Source organism: Taklimakanibacter albus, assembly GCF_016595235.1.
GTDB lineage: Bacteria > Pseudomonadota > Alphaproteobacteria > Rhizobiales > Aestuariivirgaceae > Taklimakanibacter > Taklimakanibacter albus.
This window is the reverse complement of sequence record NZ_JAENHL010000007.1, coordinates 586,162-600,780: the sequence shown is the minus strand read 5'-3', so window position 1 is coordinate 600,780 and position 14,619 is coordinate 586,162. Positions and strand designations below refer to the sequence as shown.

Here is a 14,619-nt window from a genome sequence, read left to right as displayed (position 1 = left end):
CCGGCGAAAGCCGGGATCCACTGAATAAACAAAACGCGGGCATTACTGCCCGCGCTTCAAGAATTTAGTGGGCCCCGGCTTTCGCCGGGATGACGTCTTTAGTCGTGATCCGACATCTTCTCCAGATTCTGGTCGGCGCGGCGGGTGGCGGCCTCGAAACGCTCTTCCATCGTCTGCATGTTCTTCTTCGGCTCCTGATAATAGGCCGTGAGCTTGAGCAGTTTGACGAAGGTCTTGTTGAGGGTGCGGCCCCAGAATTTCATCGGGCGGTCGAAGTCGAACAGCAGGATGACGCGTTCATCTTCCGTGTCGTTCCACACTTCATGCTCATAGGTGTCGTCGAACACGAAGATCTCACCCGGGCGCCAGACCTGGATCTTCTCACCGACCCGGATGCGGCACTTCTCGGCATCCTTCGGAATGATGAGGCCCAGATGCGAGCGCAGGATGCCTTTGGTGACGCCGCGATGCGCCGGGATGTGATAGCCCGGCCCCAGGATCGAGAACCAGGCGGTCTGCAGATTGGGAATGCTCTCCAGCGTCTTCGTGGTGAGCGGCGCCTGCTTGCAGTTCTTCTCGAGCTTGTCGCCGAATCCAAAGAGAATGAAGGTGCGCCAGTTGTTGCCTTTGGCGATGCGCATCTGGTCGGGCGACACGTCCTGGAACAGCGGCACCGCCTCGCGGTGCTTGAGGATCTCGACGACCTCGGCGCGAATGCCTTCCCAATTGTCCACGAAGGGCTTGAGGAAGGGGAAGTCCTTGTTGTCATGAATGGGCATGTCGCCCACCAGGGACTGGCGCCCGAGGAAGTCGGCAAGGCTGCGGATCAGGTTTTTGCCGAACCGCTTGACCCTCTTGCGGCGTCCCTTCTTGAGCTTATCGCCGAGCGACATCTCGGTATTGGCCATCACAATCCTCTTAAACCAATGGAGGTAACCTTACGGATACCCTCCCTATAACATTCCACCCGGATTTTCACCTTATCTTGTGTAACGGATGTTGGCTCGGGCTGGCTTCGTGCTGGCTCTGGCGCTATGGGATGTCCGTTGACGAAGGTATTTAGGCAAATGTGGGTCAGAACGCAACTCAAGATCGGATGGCTGGATCTCTTCGCTGGAGCTTGGAATTGTTTTAAATCCAATGATCGCGAGGCCTTGCGGCGATCGGTCGAGAGCTTCTTCTCCGATACGGACGATACGATCGCCACCTATTCGGTGCGCTCCGGTTTCGACCTCCTGATCCAGGCGCTCGACCTCAAGCCTGGCGATGAAGTCATCTTCTCGGCCCTCAATGTCCGCGGCATGGTGAGGGTGGTGCGTGATGCCGGCCTGGTGCCGGTTCCCGTTGATCTCGACATGGGGTCGATGGGCCCCAATCTTGAACGGCTCGAAAAGGTCATCACGCCGCGCTCGCGGGTTTTCGTTGCGGCACATCTCTTCGGCGCGCGACTCGATCTCGACCCGCTGTTCGACCTCGTCCGTTCCAAGGGCATCGTCGCGGTCGAGGATTGCGCCCAGGCCTTTAATGGCAGGGCGTATCCCGGAAGCTCCAAGGCCGATCTGAGTCTCTTCTCCTTCGGCCCGATCAAGACCTCGACGGCGTTGGGTGGCGCGCTCATCCGGGTGCGCGACGACAAGCTGCGCGGCCGCATGCGGGCCATTCAGGCCAATTATCCGGTGCAGCCCGACAAGAAGCATCTGAAGCGCATCTTCCAGTTCATGGGACTTAAGCTGGTCACCTCCCGGCCGGTGCTGGGCGCCATCTACAAATATTACCATTCGCGTGGCCAGGACTATGAGGACTCGCTCGCCGACAAGGTGCGCGACGTGGCGCCGCTCAAGACCGCCAAGAATCTCCGCTTCCAGCCGTCGACCGCCATGCTGGCGCTGCTCAGCCGGAGGCTCGATGAGTTCGATATCCAGGACATCCGTGTGCGGACCACCAAGGGCGAGAAGCTGCGCGACCTGATCGGCGGCTCGGTCGCCATGCCGGCGCAGGCCAACGCCCATCATGATTACTGGGTGTTTCCGCTGCTCGTGGACGAGCCGCGCAAATTCATCGACGGGCTCCGCGCCGAGGGCTTCGATGCCGCCGATCTGCCGCGCTCTCAGCATATCGCGGCACCCAAGGACCGGCCCGAGCTCGAGCCCCAGACGGCGGCGACCGTGATGCGCGATCTGGTGGTCATTCCCTGCTACGACACCATGCCGGACGCGGAACTCGTGCGCCAGGCCGAGGTCATCAAGCGGCTGGCGGCAAAGCCGGCGGCCTGAGAACAGGCTGAATCAAATCAATAATTTAGTGGGATTTGCGTAGATTTCGCATCAACTTTGCGATCGCTGGAGCCTGTCAAATCCCGGGCGTCTTCTGTCAAGCCGCTTCCCGCGCCTGGGCCTAAGGTCGGATCAGTCAGAATCCCTTTGGAGCCCCGCTCGATGAGCAAGGAAAAAGACGACTTCATCGCCCGGTCGAAGCAGTTCTGGAATCCGGGCAAGACCTCGGATTGGCAGCGCATGGGTGTCGATCTCGTCATCGACCGGCGCGAGGCCTATTACCTCTGGGATGTCGACGGGCGCCGGCTGATCGACGTCCATCTCAATGGCGGCACCTATTCGCTCGGCCACCGCAACCCCGAAGTGGTCGAGGCGGTGCGCGAGGGCATGGCCTATTTCGACATCGGCAATCACCATTTCCCCTCGATCATGCGTACCCATGTGGCCGAGATGCTGGAGCGGCTGACGCCTCCGGGTCTCAAGCGCACCATCTTTGCTTCAGGCGGCGCCGAGGCGATCGACATCGCGCTCAAGAGTGCGCGCAACGCCACCAAACGCCGCAAGATCATCTGCATCGAGCGCTGCTATCACGGCCATACCGGCCTCGCAGTGCAGGTCGGCGACGACCGCTTCTCCAAGCTCTTCCTGTCCGAGGCGTCGAACGAGAATGTGGTCAAGGTACCGTTCAACGATCTCGAGCGCATGCTGGAAGCCATCGCGGTCGGCGATGCGGCCTGCGTGATCATGGAGACGATTCCGGCGACTTATGGCTTCCCGATGCCGAAGCCCGGCTATCTCAAGGCCATCAAAGCGGCCTGCGAGAAGGTCGGCACGCTTTATATCGCGGATGAAGTGCAGACCGGCCTGATGCGCACCGGCGAGATGTGGGGCATCGAAACCTACGGGGTCAATCCGGACATCCTGGTCACCGGCAAGGGATTGTCGGGCGGCATATATCCGATCGCCGCGGTGGTGGTGAGCGAGAAGGCCGGCCAGTGGCTGAGCGAGGACGGCTTCGGCCATATGTCGAGCTTCGGCGGCGCCGAGCTCGGCTGTCTCGCCGCGGCGAAAGTCCTGGAGATCTGCTCGCGCCCCGAGACGCGCTCGCAGGTCCATTACATCTCGGCCTATCTCGCCAACGGCCTGCGTCAGGTGCAGGCGAACTATCCCGATTTCTTCACCGGCATCCGCCAGCGCGGCGTCGTCATGGGGCTCGAATTCAACCATGACCAGGGTGCCGTCTATGTGATGAAGCATCTCTACCAGAACGGAGTCTGGGCGATCTTCTCGACCCTCGACAAACGCGTGCTGCAGTTCAAGCCGGGCCTGCTGATCGACCGCGAAATGTGCGACGAGATCCTGACCCGCCTCGACACGTCGGTGGCCCTGGCGCAGGCCGAGCTTTTCGGCGGGCGGGCCCGCAGCTATATGACGAGCTCCAAGCCCTCTTATTCGCGGCAGTCGGCGGCTTAGTTCATGTCAGCATCGGATACGCTTACCCATCAGCAGAAGCTCGACCAGCTGCAGCGTGTCGCCGATGCGGCGCTCAAGACCTATGACCTGCCGGCGGGCGCCAAAGCGACGATGATCAACCTGTCGGAGAACGCGACCTATCGCGTCGATGGCGGGGGCGGGAAATGGGCGCTGCGCGTCCATCGCGAAGGCTATCATTCGAAGACCGCCATCGGCTCCGAACTTGCCTGGCTGCAGGCGCTGCGCCATGACGGCGCCGTCACCACGCCGGTGCCGGTCAAGGGCAAGAACGGCGAGATCATTCAGACCCTCTCGCTGCCGGGGCTGGCCCAACGCCACGCGGTGCTGTTCGACTGGGAGGCGGGGGCCGAGCCCTCGGAAGCCGAGCTGCTTGGTCCCTTCGAGGTACTGGGCGCGGCGACGGCGCGTATGCACCAGCATGCCCGGCAATGGCGCCGGCCGCAGAATTTCGAACGCATGACCTGGGATTTCGACGGCGCCTTCGGGAAGGTGCAGCATTGGGGCTCCTGGCGCGACGGCATGGGGCTAGATGCGGAAAAGACGAAGCTCTTCCAGCGCACGGTCGATCTCATGGAAAAACGGCTCGCGGCTTTCGGCAAGGGCCCGGAGCGTTACGGCCTCATCCATTGCGACATGCGGCTCGCCAATCTGCTGATCGATGGCGAGGAGACGAAAGTCATCGATTTCGACGATTGCGGCTTCAGCTGGTATCTCTATGACGGCGCCACCGCGCTGTCCTTCATCGAGCATCGGCCCGACGTGCCGGAGCTTATCGCGGCCTGGGTCAAAGGCTATCGCAGCGTGCTGCCGCTGTCGGCCGAGGACGAGCAGGAGATCCCGACCTTCGTGATGTATCGCAGGCTCTTGCTCGTCGCCTGGATTGGCTCGCATGCCGAGACCGACCTCGCAAAATCGATGGGCGTTCCCTATACGCGGGATACGGTCGCGCTCTGCGAGGATTATCTGCGGCGATACAGCTAGGCGGTCTGCTGCGCCCGGTAGGATCTGGGCGAGGCGCCGGTCCAGCGATGGAAGGCGCGCGAAAAGGCCGACAATTCCGAATAGCCGAGCAGGAAAGCGATCTCCGAGAAGGGGAGCTCGCGCTGGCGCACATAAACGAGCGCCAGATCGCGGCGGGTTTCCTCGACCAGGTCCTTGTAATTGAGATTGTCGCGGGCGAGCTCGCGCTGGATGGCGGCGGGTGAGGCCTTGATCGCCTCCGCCACGCTTTCGAGCGCCGGATAACCTTCGGCAAGGCGGGCGCGCACGGCCGAGCGGATCTGGTCCTTCAAGGTCTGGCGCGGCACCGGCTTGGTGCCGACGCTCATCAGGCACATGCGGGTGATCGACAGCAGCTTCAGATCGGGCGCCGGCATGGGGCGCTGGAACAGCTCGCGCCGGAAGACGAGGGCATTGGTCGATTGCGAGAAATACACGGGCGCGTTGAAGGCGCTTTCATGCTCGCGCCAGGCTTCTGGCTTGGGATGCTCGAAATGGACTTCTTCCGGAGCCCAACTCGCGCCCAGACATTCGCGGATGATGTTGAGGAACATGCCGAGGGAGAGCTCGGCGTCCTGGCGGCGCGCCAGAATGTCGGGCATGCGAATCTGATATTCGAGGCGGGCGAGGCCGTTGCCGGCATCGGCGATCGCCATATGTGTCGATTGCTGGTGCAGCCCGAACAGGCCGACGAAATTCTCGAGGGCGGCGCCGAGGGTGGGCGAGGAGACGGCGGTATAACCGATGAGGCCGAGGTCGCGCGGCTTGAAGCCGTTGCCGAACCACAGGCCGAAATTGGGATTGCCGGTATTGCGGGCGGCTTCCTCGAAGAGCGAGCAGAAAGCCGACAGCTCGAGGCTCAAAGTGGGCTGGCCGACACAGGCGGGGTCGATGCCGGCCTCACCGCAGACCCGGTCGATATCACCGCCCCAGCGGGCGACATGGTCGGCGATGCCGGTGGCGGCGGAGGCGAGGATTCCCGGATTGGCGCTGTCTTCCCTTGGTGGCATGACGAGCCCCTTGTTTTCTTGGGCGGCAGCGTGGCACGGAAAGGCTGCCGAAGCAACTTCACAGGCACTCGACTCTTAAAAATAGGGACATGATAAAGTGGATAACAGGGATTTTCGGCTGCATTCATCTTGTCCCTGAATTTAATGACGACAACTGATGTCAAGCTCGCCTTGTTTGGTGTCAAGCCGGGTTCGCGGCGATGCCCTAATTTGGCGTCATGGCCATTCATCCCCTTCTCGAAGATAGAGGCTTCACCAGCTTTCACGCCAAGCAGATGGTCGAGAAAGCCCGCTGGGCGGCGGAAGCCTTCTCGGGCCTCGACCGGACCGAAGTGCTGCGGATCGCCAAGGCGGTCGCCGAGGCGGGTTATGCCCAGGCCCAGCGCTATGCCCAATGGGCGGTGGAAGAGACGGGCTTCGGTGTCGTCGAGCACAAGCTGATCAAGAACCAGGCCTGCTCGCGCGGCCTCTATGAGCTCTACAAGGACCAGGACTTCACCGGCATCAAGCTCGATGGCGAGCGCAAGATCCTGGAGATCCCCCGGCCGGCGGGCGTTGTTTTTGCGCTCACCCCTTCGACCAATCCGGTCGCCACCGTCTTCTACAAGATCATGCTGTGTCTCCTGACACGCAACGCCATCATCATCTCGCCGCATCCGATGGCCAAGGCCTGCTGCGCCGATGCCGCGAAGCTTCTCGCCAAGGCAGCGGAAGATGCGGGCGCCCCTGACGGCGTCATCCAGGTCATCGAGGAGCCGTCGCTGCCGATCGTCGAGACGGTGATGAAGTCGGACCGTATCGATGTGATTCTCGCCACCGGCGGCTCGCCGGTGGTGCGCGCCGCTTACAGCTCGGGCAATCCGGCGATCGGGGTGGGGCCCGGCAACGTGCCGTCATATGTCGATGAGACGGCCGACGTGCCGGCGGCCGCGAAGGCGATCGCCGACTCGAAGTCCTTCGACAATGGCATTCTCTGCACAAACGAAAGCGCCATCATCGCGCATGGCGCCATCATCGATACGCTCGCGCAGGAGCTCAAGCGCAATGGCTGCCATATCTGCAGCGAGGAAGAACGTGACCGGCTCGAGCAGACCTTGTTCCCGAATGGCAAATTCGACATCTCGCTGATCGGCAAGGCGGCCGAGCTCATCGCGCAGAAGGCCGGCTTCCGGGTGCCGCCGCGCACCAAGGTGCTGGTGGCGCCGCTCGCCCGTATCGGCGACGACTATCCGCTGTCACGCGAGAAGCTCTGTCCGGTGATCGGCCTCTATGTGGCGGCGACGCGTGATGCGGCGATGATCGCCTGCCGCGCCATGACGCGGCGCTCGGGCGGCGGCCATTCCGCCTCCATCCATGCGCGCGATCCGCAGATCATCCTGCGTTACGGCGAAGTGATGAATGTGCTGCGCATCAGCGTGAATGTCGGCAACAGCCTCGGCGCCTCGGGCTTCGAGACGCATCTGGCGCCGACCATGACCATCGGCACCGGCTATTTCGGCAGGAGCTCGGTGGGCGAAAATGTCGAGCCCCGGCACCTGGTGCAGTGGGTGAAGATGGCCTGGAACAAGGATGACCGTATTCAGATGCCGTCCTTCTCCACCGCGGACCGGGTCGAGAAGCCCAAGATCGGCGCGCCGCCACGCGGTGAGATCGACTACGATTTCGGTAATCATCCGGACGGCACGGTGAGCGCACCGGCACCCGCAGGGCAGACGACGACCCAGGATGCCGATATCAGGGCGGAGATCCGCCGCATCATCCTCGAGGAATTGAAGGAGCTGACGGCGCGCTGATGGCCAAGCTTCGTTCCTATATCTTCATCGATCAGCTGCAGCCCGGCACCATGTGCTATCTCGGTACTTTCTGCCGGGGCTTCCTGCCACGCGCCAATATGGCGGCGATCGTCATCGAAGTGGCGCCCGGCCTCGATATCGAGCCATTGACCGACATCGCGGTGAAGACCGTCGACGTGAAGCCCGGCATATTGGTGGTCGAGCGGCAGTTCGGCTATCTCGAATTCCATTCGCATTCGACGGCCGCGGTGCGCGCGGCGGGCGACGCCATCCTGGCCGAGCTCGGCGCGAGCGAGAAGGATGCTCTCAAGCCCGAGATCCTCGCCTCCAAGATCGTCAAACGCGTCGACAATTATCACGCGCTGCTGATCAACCGTAACAAGTCGGGCTCGATGATCCTGCCGAGCGAATCGCTGTTCGTGCTCGAAATGCAGCCGGCCGCCTACGCCATCCTCGCCGCCAATGAGGCGGAGAAGGCGGCCAATGTCAAAGTGGTCGACTATCGGATGATGGGCGCCACGGGCCGCGTCTATCTCTCGGGCGAAGAAAGCAACATCCGGGCCGCCGCCCACGCGGCCGAGCAGGCCCTCGAAATGAGGAAGGCGGCATGAGCGGCATTTCCTCGAACGAGATCCGGCAATTGGTACGCGATGCCTTGCGCGAATTGCTGCCGGCCGTCAAAACGAAGCCTGCGACCGGGAGCACCCTTCTCAGCCGTCTGCGTGCCGCCCTCGGTGAGCCCAAGCCCGCGCCAGTCGATGTCAGGATCGACGGCGCTGGCGACCTCAACGCCTTCGCGCGCGATCTCCTGCAGGCGCAAGAGGACGTCAAGGTCGGCATACTTTCAGGAAAGATTCAGTTCAGTCTGGCGGCGCGCAATGGTGTCACAGCCAGCGCCGCGGCCCCGGCCGCGACGCGCAGCCCGCATCAGATTTCCAAGGGCGTGGTGACCGAGGTCATGGTCACCGAGATCGGCAAATCACATGACCGTCTTATTGTCGGCAAAGGCGTCGTGGTGACGCCGCTGGCGCGCGATCGTGCGCGCGAGGTCAAGCTTGAAATCGTGAGGGAACGCTCATGAAGACAGGGATAGTCGTCGGAAAAGTTTGGGCCACCAAGCGGCTCGATCAATTACCGGGTGGCGCGTTGCTCGAGATCGCCATCGAAGAGGAAGACGAAATGGATGAGCGCATGGTGGCGTTCGATCCGTTGGGCGCCGGCATCGGCGAAAGGGTGCTGATCACTCAAGGGTCGGTCGCCAAGGCGTGGTTCAAGGACGGCAACAATGTCGTCGATGCGCTGGTGATCGGCATTCTCGACGAGCAGGCGGCGCCGGCCAAGTCCGGCAAGAAGAGTTGATTGGATTAGTCAGGTTGCGAAAAGGAGGACATCATGTCTAACGCAATTGGTTTTGTCGAAACGCGCGGCTTCGTGGCGGCTTTCGCCGCGGGCGACGCGATGGTGAAGGCGGCGAATGTGACGATCATCGGCCGTGAGCAGGTCGGCGCCGGTTTGGTGTCGGTCGTGGTGCAGGGGGATGTCGGCGCCGTCAAGGCGGCGACGGAAGCCGGCGCCGAGGCCGCGCGCAATGTCGGCGAAGTGGTGTCGGTGCATGTCATTCCGCGTCCGCATCCGGATGTGCTCAAGCATTTCGGCACCGCGAAGTAACGGCCTGCCGTGGCCGAACTCCGCGTCTATCTGAAGCTCGAATCCTTGAGGCGGCAGTTCGCCGCCTATATGGGCTCGCCGACCCGCGCGCGGGGCTATGTGCCGCTGGAAGGCATGCATTCGCTGATCATCGAGATCGCACCGGCGCTCGCCATCCATCATGTGAGCGATATCGCGCTGAAAACCGTGCCCGAGGTCGAGCCCGGCATTCTCTATACCGAGCGGCAGTTCGGCATTCTCGAGCTGCATTCCTTTGATATGGAGCATGTCGACCGGGCGGGGGCGGCGGTGCTGAAAGCGATTGGCCAGAAGGCTGAAGACCAGCTCAAGCCGCAGCTTCTCTTCGCCGAGATCGTGCCTGAGGTGACGGATAGCCATGCCGTCATCCTCAACCGCAACCGCGAAGCGTCGATGATCCTGCCGGGCGAATCACTCCTTCTCGTCGAGATGATGCCGGCGCTGTTCGCGGCTTACGCGGCGAACGAGGCGGAGAGGATCGCGCCCGGCGCCACGCTGGTCGACTGCCAGATGATCGGCGCCTCGGGGCGTCTGTTCATGTCGGGTGACAAGCTTGAGCTCGAAAAAGCGCGGGATCACATCGTCAAGATGCTGAAGGGCATGAGCGGGCGGAAGTCTTGACGCCGCCTGCCCGGGTTGACGCCTTGTAATCCGCCGACCATAGGAAGCGGCCGCCGAATTGTGCTATCAAGCTCCCGTCTTCATTCGCGAGGAGTTTGTTGGCAGATGCGGCTGGTTTCCTTCTCTAAAATTTTCGGTGTTCTCGCTGTGGCGCTAGGGCTCGCGGCGCCCTTTGCGGCTGCGGAAGTGCCGCTCGACGGCTCGTTCGTCGCCGGGCAGAATTGCAGCGCTTTCCAGTCGATCAAGAAGCAGTCCAATCCGGTGCCGCTCAACGCCGGGACGTCCTATCAGATCGTCGCGGGCAACAAGGAGCCGGCCAGTCATTTCCTGATCCTGGTGCCGGGCGCTTCGCCGGAACGGCGCTGGGCGCCGGTCGATTGCGGCACCCGCAGCGGCGGCGCGCCGATGGGCGAAGGGAACACTTCCGCGCAGAAGCCCGGCAAACAGGCGCCATCCGGCGGGCAGCCGACGCAGAATGTTCTGGCGGTCAGCTGGCAGCCCGCCTTCTGCGAGACGAAGCCCGACAAAGTCGAATGCCGGACGCAAACGGTGGACCGGTTCGATGCCAGCAATTTCACGCTGCACGGCCTGTGGCCGCAGCCGCGGCGGATGGCCTATTGCAATGTCGGCAAGAGCGATATCGGCAATGACAAGGATGGCCGCTGGGATCAACTGCCGGAAATCTCGCTCGAGCCGCCGACGCGTGCCGAGCTCGACAAGGTGATGCCGGGTACGCAGTCGCAGCTCGAACGGCATGAATGGACCAAACACGGCACCTGCTATTCACAGACGCCGGAAGAGTACTTCGGCGAGGCGCTCGCTTTGATGCGGGCGCTCAACGGGTCCGCCGTGCGCGAGCTGTTCGCCAGCCGCGTCGGCCAGCAATTGACCTTCGATGAGATCCGCAAGGCCTTCGACCAGAGTTTTGGTGAGGGCGCGGGCCTCAGGGTGCGCATGCAATGCGCGCGCAACAACGGCAAGCTGATCATCTCCGAGCTCACCATCGGCCTCAGCGGTGACATCACACCCGAAACGTCGCTCGCAAATCTCATGGCCGCCGCGACACCGACCAAGACCGAATGTCCGGGCGGCCTCGTCGATGCGGTGGGGCAGCAATAGCTCAACAAAAATGGCCGCCTCGCAGGAGGCGGCCATGGTGGGGTGAGTATTCTGTCCGTCAGGCCTGGTTGATGGCCTCGATCGATTCGGGGATGATCTGGCCGCCATCGACGATGATCGTCTGGCCGGTCACATAGGCCGCTTCCTTGGTGGCGAAATAAAGCGCCGCATAGCCGATATCCTCGACCCGGCCGAGCCGCTTCAGCGGGATCGAGGCGGCCATGGTATTTTCGTAATCGGGGCCGAGATCGGCGAGGCCTTCAGTGGCGATATTACCCGGCAGCACGGCATTCACGGTGATGCCGAATTTGGCGAGCTCCATGCAGGCGGTGCGCATGAAGCCGAGCTGGCCGGCTTTGGTGGCGCCGTAATGCGTCCAGCCGGGAAAGCCGGTCACCGGACCGGTGATGGAAGAGGTGATGATGATGCGGCCCTGGCCGCTCTTCTTGAGCGCCGGCAGGCAGGCTTTCACCGACAGGAATGTGCCTTTCAGATTGGTGTCGACGGTGATGTCCCAGGTCTCGTCCGTCATCTCCTCGATCTTCACTTGCGGGAAGATGCCGGCATTGGCGCAGAGAATGTCGAGACCGCCATGCGTCTTGACCGCGAAGTCGGCGGCCGCCTGCATGCTCTTGTAATCGGTGACATCGGCGGCGAAGGCGGCAACGGTGCCGCCTGCCTTGCTGAGCTCCGCGGCGGCTTCCTTGGCCACGTTCTCATGGCGGGCGGTGATCAGCACCTTGCAGCCGGCCTCGGCGAAGACGCGTGCAATGCCCTTGCCGATGCCCTTGCTGCCGCCGGTGACCAGGACGGATTTGTTTTTCAGCGATGAAAACATGGAAACATTCCCTCTCTCGTTATTTTCATGATTGCGCGCGCCGGCGCAGCGTGACGAGCCAGTAGCCGCCGAGCAGCAGCAAGGCCGCGCCGAAGGTCGAGACCGTGCCGAGCACCGGCACGCCCGGCGTGTAGCCCGCCACCATTTTGGCATAGAGATATTTGGGGATGGTCGCGTCGGCGCCGGTGGTGAACAGCGACAGAGGGAAATTGCCCCAGGACAGAAGGAAGGCGAAGAAGGCCCCCGACACGATACCCGGCAAGAGGACGGGCAGGGTCACTTCGCGGAAGACCTGCCAGCGCGAGGCGCCGAGATCGAAGGCCGCCTCTTCGAGCGCAGGATCGAAACTATAGACCTGGATGGAGATGACGAGCGTCACCACCGGGATGATCCAGACGAGATGGGCGAAGATGGCGGTCATCCACGAGGTCTGAATACCGATGGCGTTGAACCACAGGAGGAGCGCCAGACCCAGCACCGATTGTGGGAAGAAGATCGGCAGCAGCACGATCTTCTGGAAGACGGTGCGGCCCTTCCAATTGTAGCGGGCGAAAGCGAGCGCGCCGAAGAACGCGATGACGACGGCGACGACCATGACGCAGAAGGCGATGGTGATCGAATTGGCGAAAAGCTGGCGGATCTCGAGCGACTCGAAAGTCTTGCGCCACCAGTCGAGACCCCATTTCTGAATGGGGAACAGGAAGTAGCGGCTCGCCGTCAGGGAGGCGAGAAGGATGCACAGAGCCGGCAGATAGAGGAAGACGAGGACGGCGAGCGTCCAGGCCCAGATCAGCGCGCGGCGGCCACGATCAGTCATGGCTCACCTCTTTCCCAAGATGGCGTCGAGATCGAAGCGTTTGAGCACCAGCATCACCAGCGTGCCGACGACGATCATCAGGAGCACGGCGAGCGCGGCGCCCAAGGGCCAGTTCTGTGCATAGGTGAAGGCGATCTCGATGTCGTGGGTAATCGGGATGATGGTCTGGCCGCCCAATACCTTCGCCTCGGCAATGGCGCCGACGGCGAGCACGAAAGTCAGGAGCAGGCCGATCATGATGCCGGGCATGGAGAGCGGCAGCTCGACCTCGCGGAAGACCTGCCAGCGCGAAGCGCCGAGATCGCGTGCGGCTTCGCGCGTTTCGTTCGGCACCATGGAGACGCCGAGCGTCATCGGGAACAGCATGAAGGGCAGATAGACATAAACCATGCCGAGCAGCACCACGCCGGGCGTAAACAGAATGCTCTCCGGCTCGATGCCGAACCAGGATTTGAGCGTGCCGAGCAGCACACCATTCTTGATGAGGAACAGGATCCAGCCATAGAGGCGGACATTCTCAGAGACGAAAAGCGGAATGGTGAAGAGCAGCGTCAGGATCGGCGACCAGCGGCCAAAGAGCCGCGCCATGCCATAGGCGATCGGATAGCAGATGAGCGCCAGCAGGGCGACAGTCAGGGCGGCGAACAGCATCGACCAGCCGAAGGAGATGTAGCTGTTGCTGGCGAATATATCGGCATAGTTGTCGAGCGTCGGCGCGCGGGTGAGGCCGAAGGAGCGCGGCGGCATGAAGCTGTAGGCGATCACCGTGAGGAGGGGGGCGGCAAAGCCGATGATCATGAAAAGCATCAGCGGCAAGGCGTTGCGGGCCCCCTGCGACAGCCCTTTGCCGGTTTCGTGAGGCGCCGCCATCAGCCGGTCACCAGAATGGAATCTTTCGCATCCCAGCCGATGAGGACCGTCTGGTCACGGCGGAGCGTAGAGGAATGCTGGCGCAGTTTCTCGACGATGAAGACATTCTCGCCGACGCGCACCTGATACTGGATGCGCGAGCCCAGCGCATATTCATTGTAGAGCTTGCCCTCGAGAACGTTCTCGGCCTCTTTCGCCTCGGTGACGAAGCGGACGAATTCCGGCCGGATGACGAGGTGGCCTTTGCTGAAGGCTTGCGGAATCGTGGCAACGGTGAAGGTCTTGTCGAACGTGTCGGCGGTGATGGTCCGGCTGCCATTCATGCTGACCGGAATGACATTCACATCCCCCATGAATTCCGAGACGAACTTGTCCTTGGGCGACGAATAGATTTCATTCGGCGTGCCGACCTGGACCAGGTTGCCGGCGCGCATGACGCCGATACGGTCCGACATCACCATCGCCTCCTCGAGCGAATGGGTGATGTAGACGAAGGTCTTGCCGGTCTCGCGGTGGATGTCCTTGAGTTCTTTTTCCAGCGTCTTGCGCAATTTGTAGTCGATAGCCGAGAGCGGTTCGTCGAAGAACAGGATCTTGGGGTCGAAGGCGAGGGCGCGGGCCAAGGCCACGCGCTGGCGCTCGCCGCCCGAGCAGCGCAGCACCGACTTGCCGTAATAATTCGGCGGCAGGCGCAACTGATCGAGCAGGGCCAAGGCGCGGACTTTACGCTGGGCCGGGTCAATGCCTTTGATCTTGAGTGGAAACTCGATGTTCTCGCCGACAGTGCGGTGAGGGAAGAGAGCGAGCGACTGGAACACCATGCAGGTCGGCCGCTTATTGGCCGGCAGGTCATTGATACGCGTGCCGCTCAGGATGATGTCGCCGCTCGAAGCCTGCTCCATGCCGGCAAGCATGCGGATGAGGGTCGTCTTGCCCGAGCCCGACGGGCCAACAATGGTGAAGAATTCGCCCTCGGCAATGTCGAGATCAATGCCGTCCACGGCGTTGAACGTGCCGAAGGACTTGGTGAGGGACTTGAGCTGCAGAATGGGCGGGCGCTTTGACATGCAATCCTTGGGAACTTTAAGCAGATTTGGCC

The 14,619-nt window shown here is 62.3% G+C and carries 16 protein-coding genes; 10 read left to right on the top strand and 6 right to left on the bottom strand.

Annotated elements, in window-relative coordinates; all coding sequences use genetic code 11:
- Positions 1-98 precede the first annotated feature (98 nt).
- Positions 99-908 (bottom strand): aspartyl/asparaginyl beta-hydroxylase domain-containing protein, encoded by an 810-nt coding sequence (locus JHL16_RS14435; protein ID WP_200185537.1) that lies wholly within the window; start codon positions 906-908, stop codon positions 99-101.
- A 246-nt stretch (positions 909-1,154) separates the two neighbouring features.
- On the opposite strand from JHL16_RS14435, the gene JHL16_RS14430 reads away from it, so the two are divergent.
- From JHL16_RS14430 to JHL16_RS14420, 3 genes are all read left to right on the top strand, one after another.
- The gene (locus tag JHL16_RS14430; protein ID WP_200185536.1) at positions 1,155-2,273 is read left to right on the top strand and encodes a DegT/DnrJ/EryC1/StrS family aminotransferase; all 1,119 of its coding nucleotides are present in this window, start codon (positions 1,155-1,157) and stop codon (positions 2,271-2,273) included.
- A 162-nt stretch (positions 2,274-2,435) separates the two neighbouring features.
- The gene (locus tag JHL16_RS14425; RefSeq protein WP_200185535.1) at positions 2,436-3,746 is read left to right on the top strand and encodes a class-III pyridoxal-phosphate-dependent aminotransferase; all 1,311 of its coding nucleotides are present in this window, start codon (positions 2,436-2,438) and stop codon (positions 3,744-3,746) included.
- Positions 3,747-3,749: 3 nt separating this feature from the next.
- Complete coding sequence (locus JHL16_RS14420; protein WP_200185534.1) at positions 3,750-4,748, top strand: phosphotransferase enzyme family protein; 999 nt, start codon at positions 3,750-3,752, stop codon at positions 4,746-4,748.
- Here JHL16_RS14420 and qhpR read toward each other — a convergent pair.
- On the bottom strand, positions 4,745-5,776 hold the full coding sequence (qhpR, locus tag JHL16_RS14415; protein ID WP_200185533.1) for an AraC-like transcriptional regulator QhpR: 1,032 nt from the start codon (positions 5,774-5,776) through the stop codon (positions 4,745-4,747). The genes JHL16_RS14420 and qhpR overlap by 4 nt on opposite strands.
- A 218-nt stretch (positions 5,777-5,994) precedes the next feature.
- Here qhpR and JHL16_RS14410 point away from each other — a divergent pair, with 218 nt between their 5' ends.
- From JHL16_RS14410 to JHL16_RS14380, 7 genes are all read left to right on the top strand, one after another.
- Positions 5,995-7,569, top strand: coding sequence for an aldehyde dehydrogenase family protein (locus JHL16_RS14410; protein ID WP_200185532.1), 1,575 nt, complete (start codon positions 5,995-5,997; stop codon positions 7,567-7,569).
- Entirely contained in the window at positions 7,569-8,180 is a 612-nt protein-coding gene (locus JHL16_RS14405) for a BMC domain-containing protein (RefSeq protein WP_200185531.1), read from the top strand. The genes JHL16_RS14410 and JHL16_RS14405 overlap by 1 nt, the downstream gene beginning before the upstream one ends.
- The gene (locus tag JHL16_RS14400) at positions 8,177-8,650 is read left to right on the top strand and encodes a hypothetical protein (RefSeq protein ID WP_200185530.1); all 474 of its coding nucleotides are present in this window, start codon (positions 8,177-8,179) and stop codon (positions 8,648-8,650) included. Before JHL16_RS14405 ends, JHL16_RS14400 begins: the two co-directional genes overlap by 4 nt.
- Positions 8,647-8,928: a EutN/CcmL family microcompartment protein gene (locus tag JHL16_RS14395; RefSeq protein ID WP_200185529.1), complete on the top strand. Its 282-nt coding sequence runs from the start codon at positions 8,647-8,649 to the stop codon at positions 8,926-8,928. The genes JHL16_RS14400 and JHL16_RS14395 overlap by 4 nt, the downstream gene beginning before the upstream one ends.
- A 33-nt stretch (positions 8,929-8,961) precedes the next feature.
- Positions 8,962-9,237: a BMC domain-containing protein gene (locus JHL16_RS14390; protein ID WP_137857231.1), complete on the top strand. Its 276-nt coding sequence runs from the start codon at positions 8,962-8,964 to the stop codon at positions 9,235-9,237.
- 9 nt (positions 9,238-9,246) lie between these two features.
- Positions 9,247-9,876: a hypothetical protein gene (locus JHL16_RS14385; protein WP_200185528.1), complete on the top strand. Its 630-nt coding sequence runs from the start codon at positions 9,247-9,249 to the stop codon at positions 9,874-9,876.
- 105 nt (positions 9,877-9,981) lie between these two features.
- On the top strand, positions 9,982-10,995 hold the full coding sequence (locus JHL16_RS14380) for a ribonuclease T2 family protein (RefSeq protein ID WP_200185527.1): 1,014 nt from the start codon (positions 9,982-9,984) through the stop codon (positions 10,993-10,995).
- A 58-nt stretch (positions 10,996-11,053) separates the two neighbouring features.
- Here JHL16_RS14380 and fabG read toward each other — a convergent pair whose 3' ends face one another.
- From fabG to JHL16_RS14360, 4 genes are read right to left on the bottom strand one after another with little or no spacing between them, the layout of a single operon-like run.
- Entirely contained in the window at positions 11,054-11,833 is a 780-nt protein-coding gene (gene fabG, locus JHL16_RS14375) for a 3-oxoacyl-ACP reductase FabG (protein ID WP_200185526.1), read from the bottom strand.
- Positions 11,834-11,858: 25 nt separating this feature from the next.
- Positions 11,859-12,650: an ABC transporter permease gene (locus JHL16_RS14370; RefSeq protein ID WP_200185525.1), complete on the bottom strand. Its 792-nt coding sequence runs from the start codon at positions 12,648-12,650 to the stop codon at positions 11,859-11,861.
- A 3-nt stretch (positions 12,651-12,653) separates the two neighbouring features.
- Complete coding sequence (locus JHL16_RS14365; protein WP_200185524.1) at positions 12,654-13,520, bottom strand: ABC transporter permease; 867 nt, start codon at positions 13,518-13,520, stop codon at positions 12,654-12,656.
- Positions 13,520-14,587: an ABC transporter ATP-binding protein gene (locus JHL16_RS14360; RefSeq protein ID WP_246770940.1), complete on the bottom strand. Its 1,068-nt coding sequence runs from the start codon at positions 14,585-14,587 to the stop codon at positions 13,520-13,522. The genes JHL16_RS14365 and JHL16_RS14360 overlap by 1 nt, the downstream gene beginning before the upstream one ends.
- Positions 14,588-14,619 lie beyond the last annotated feature (32 nt).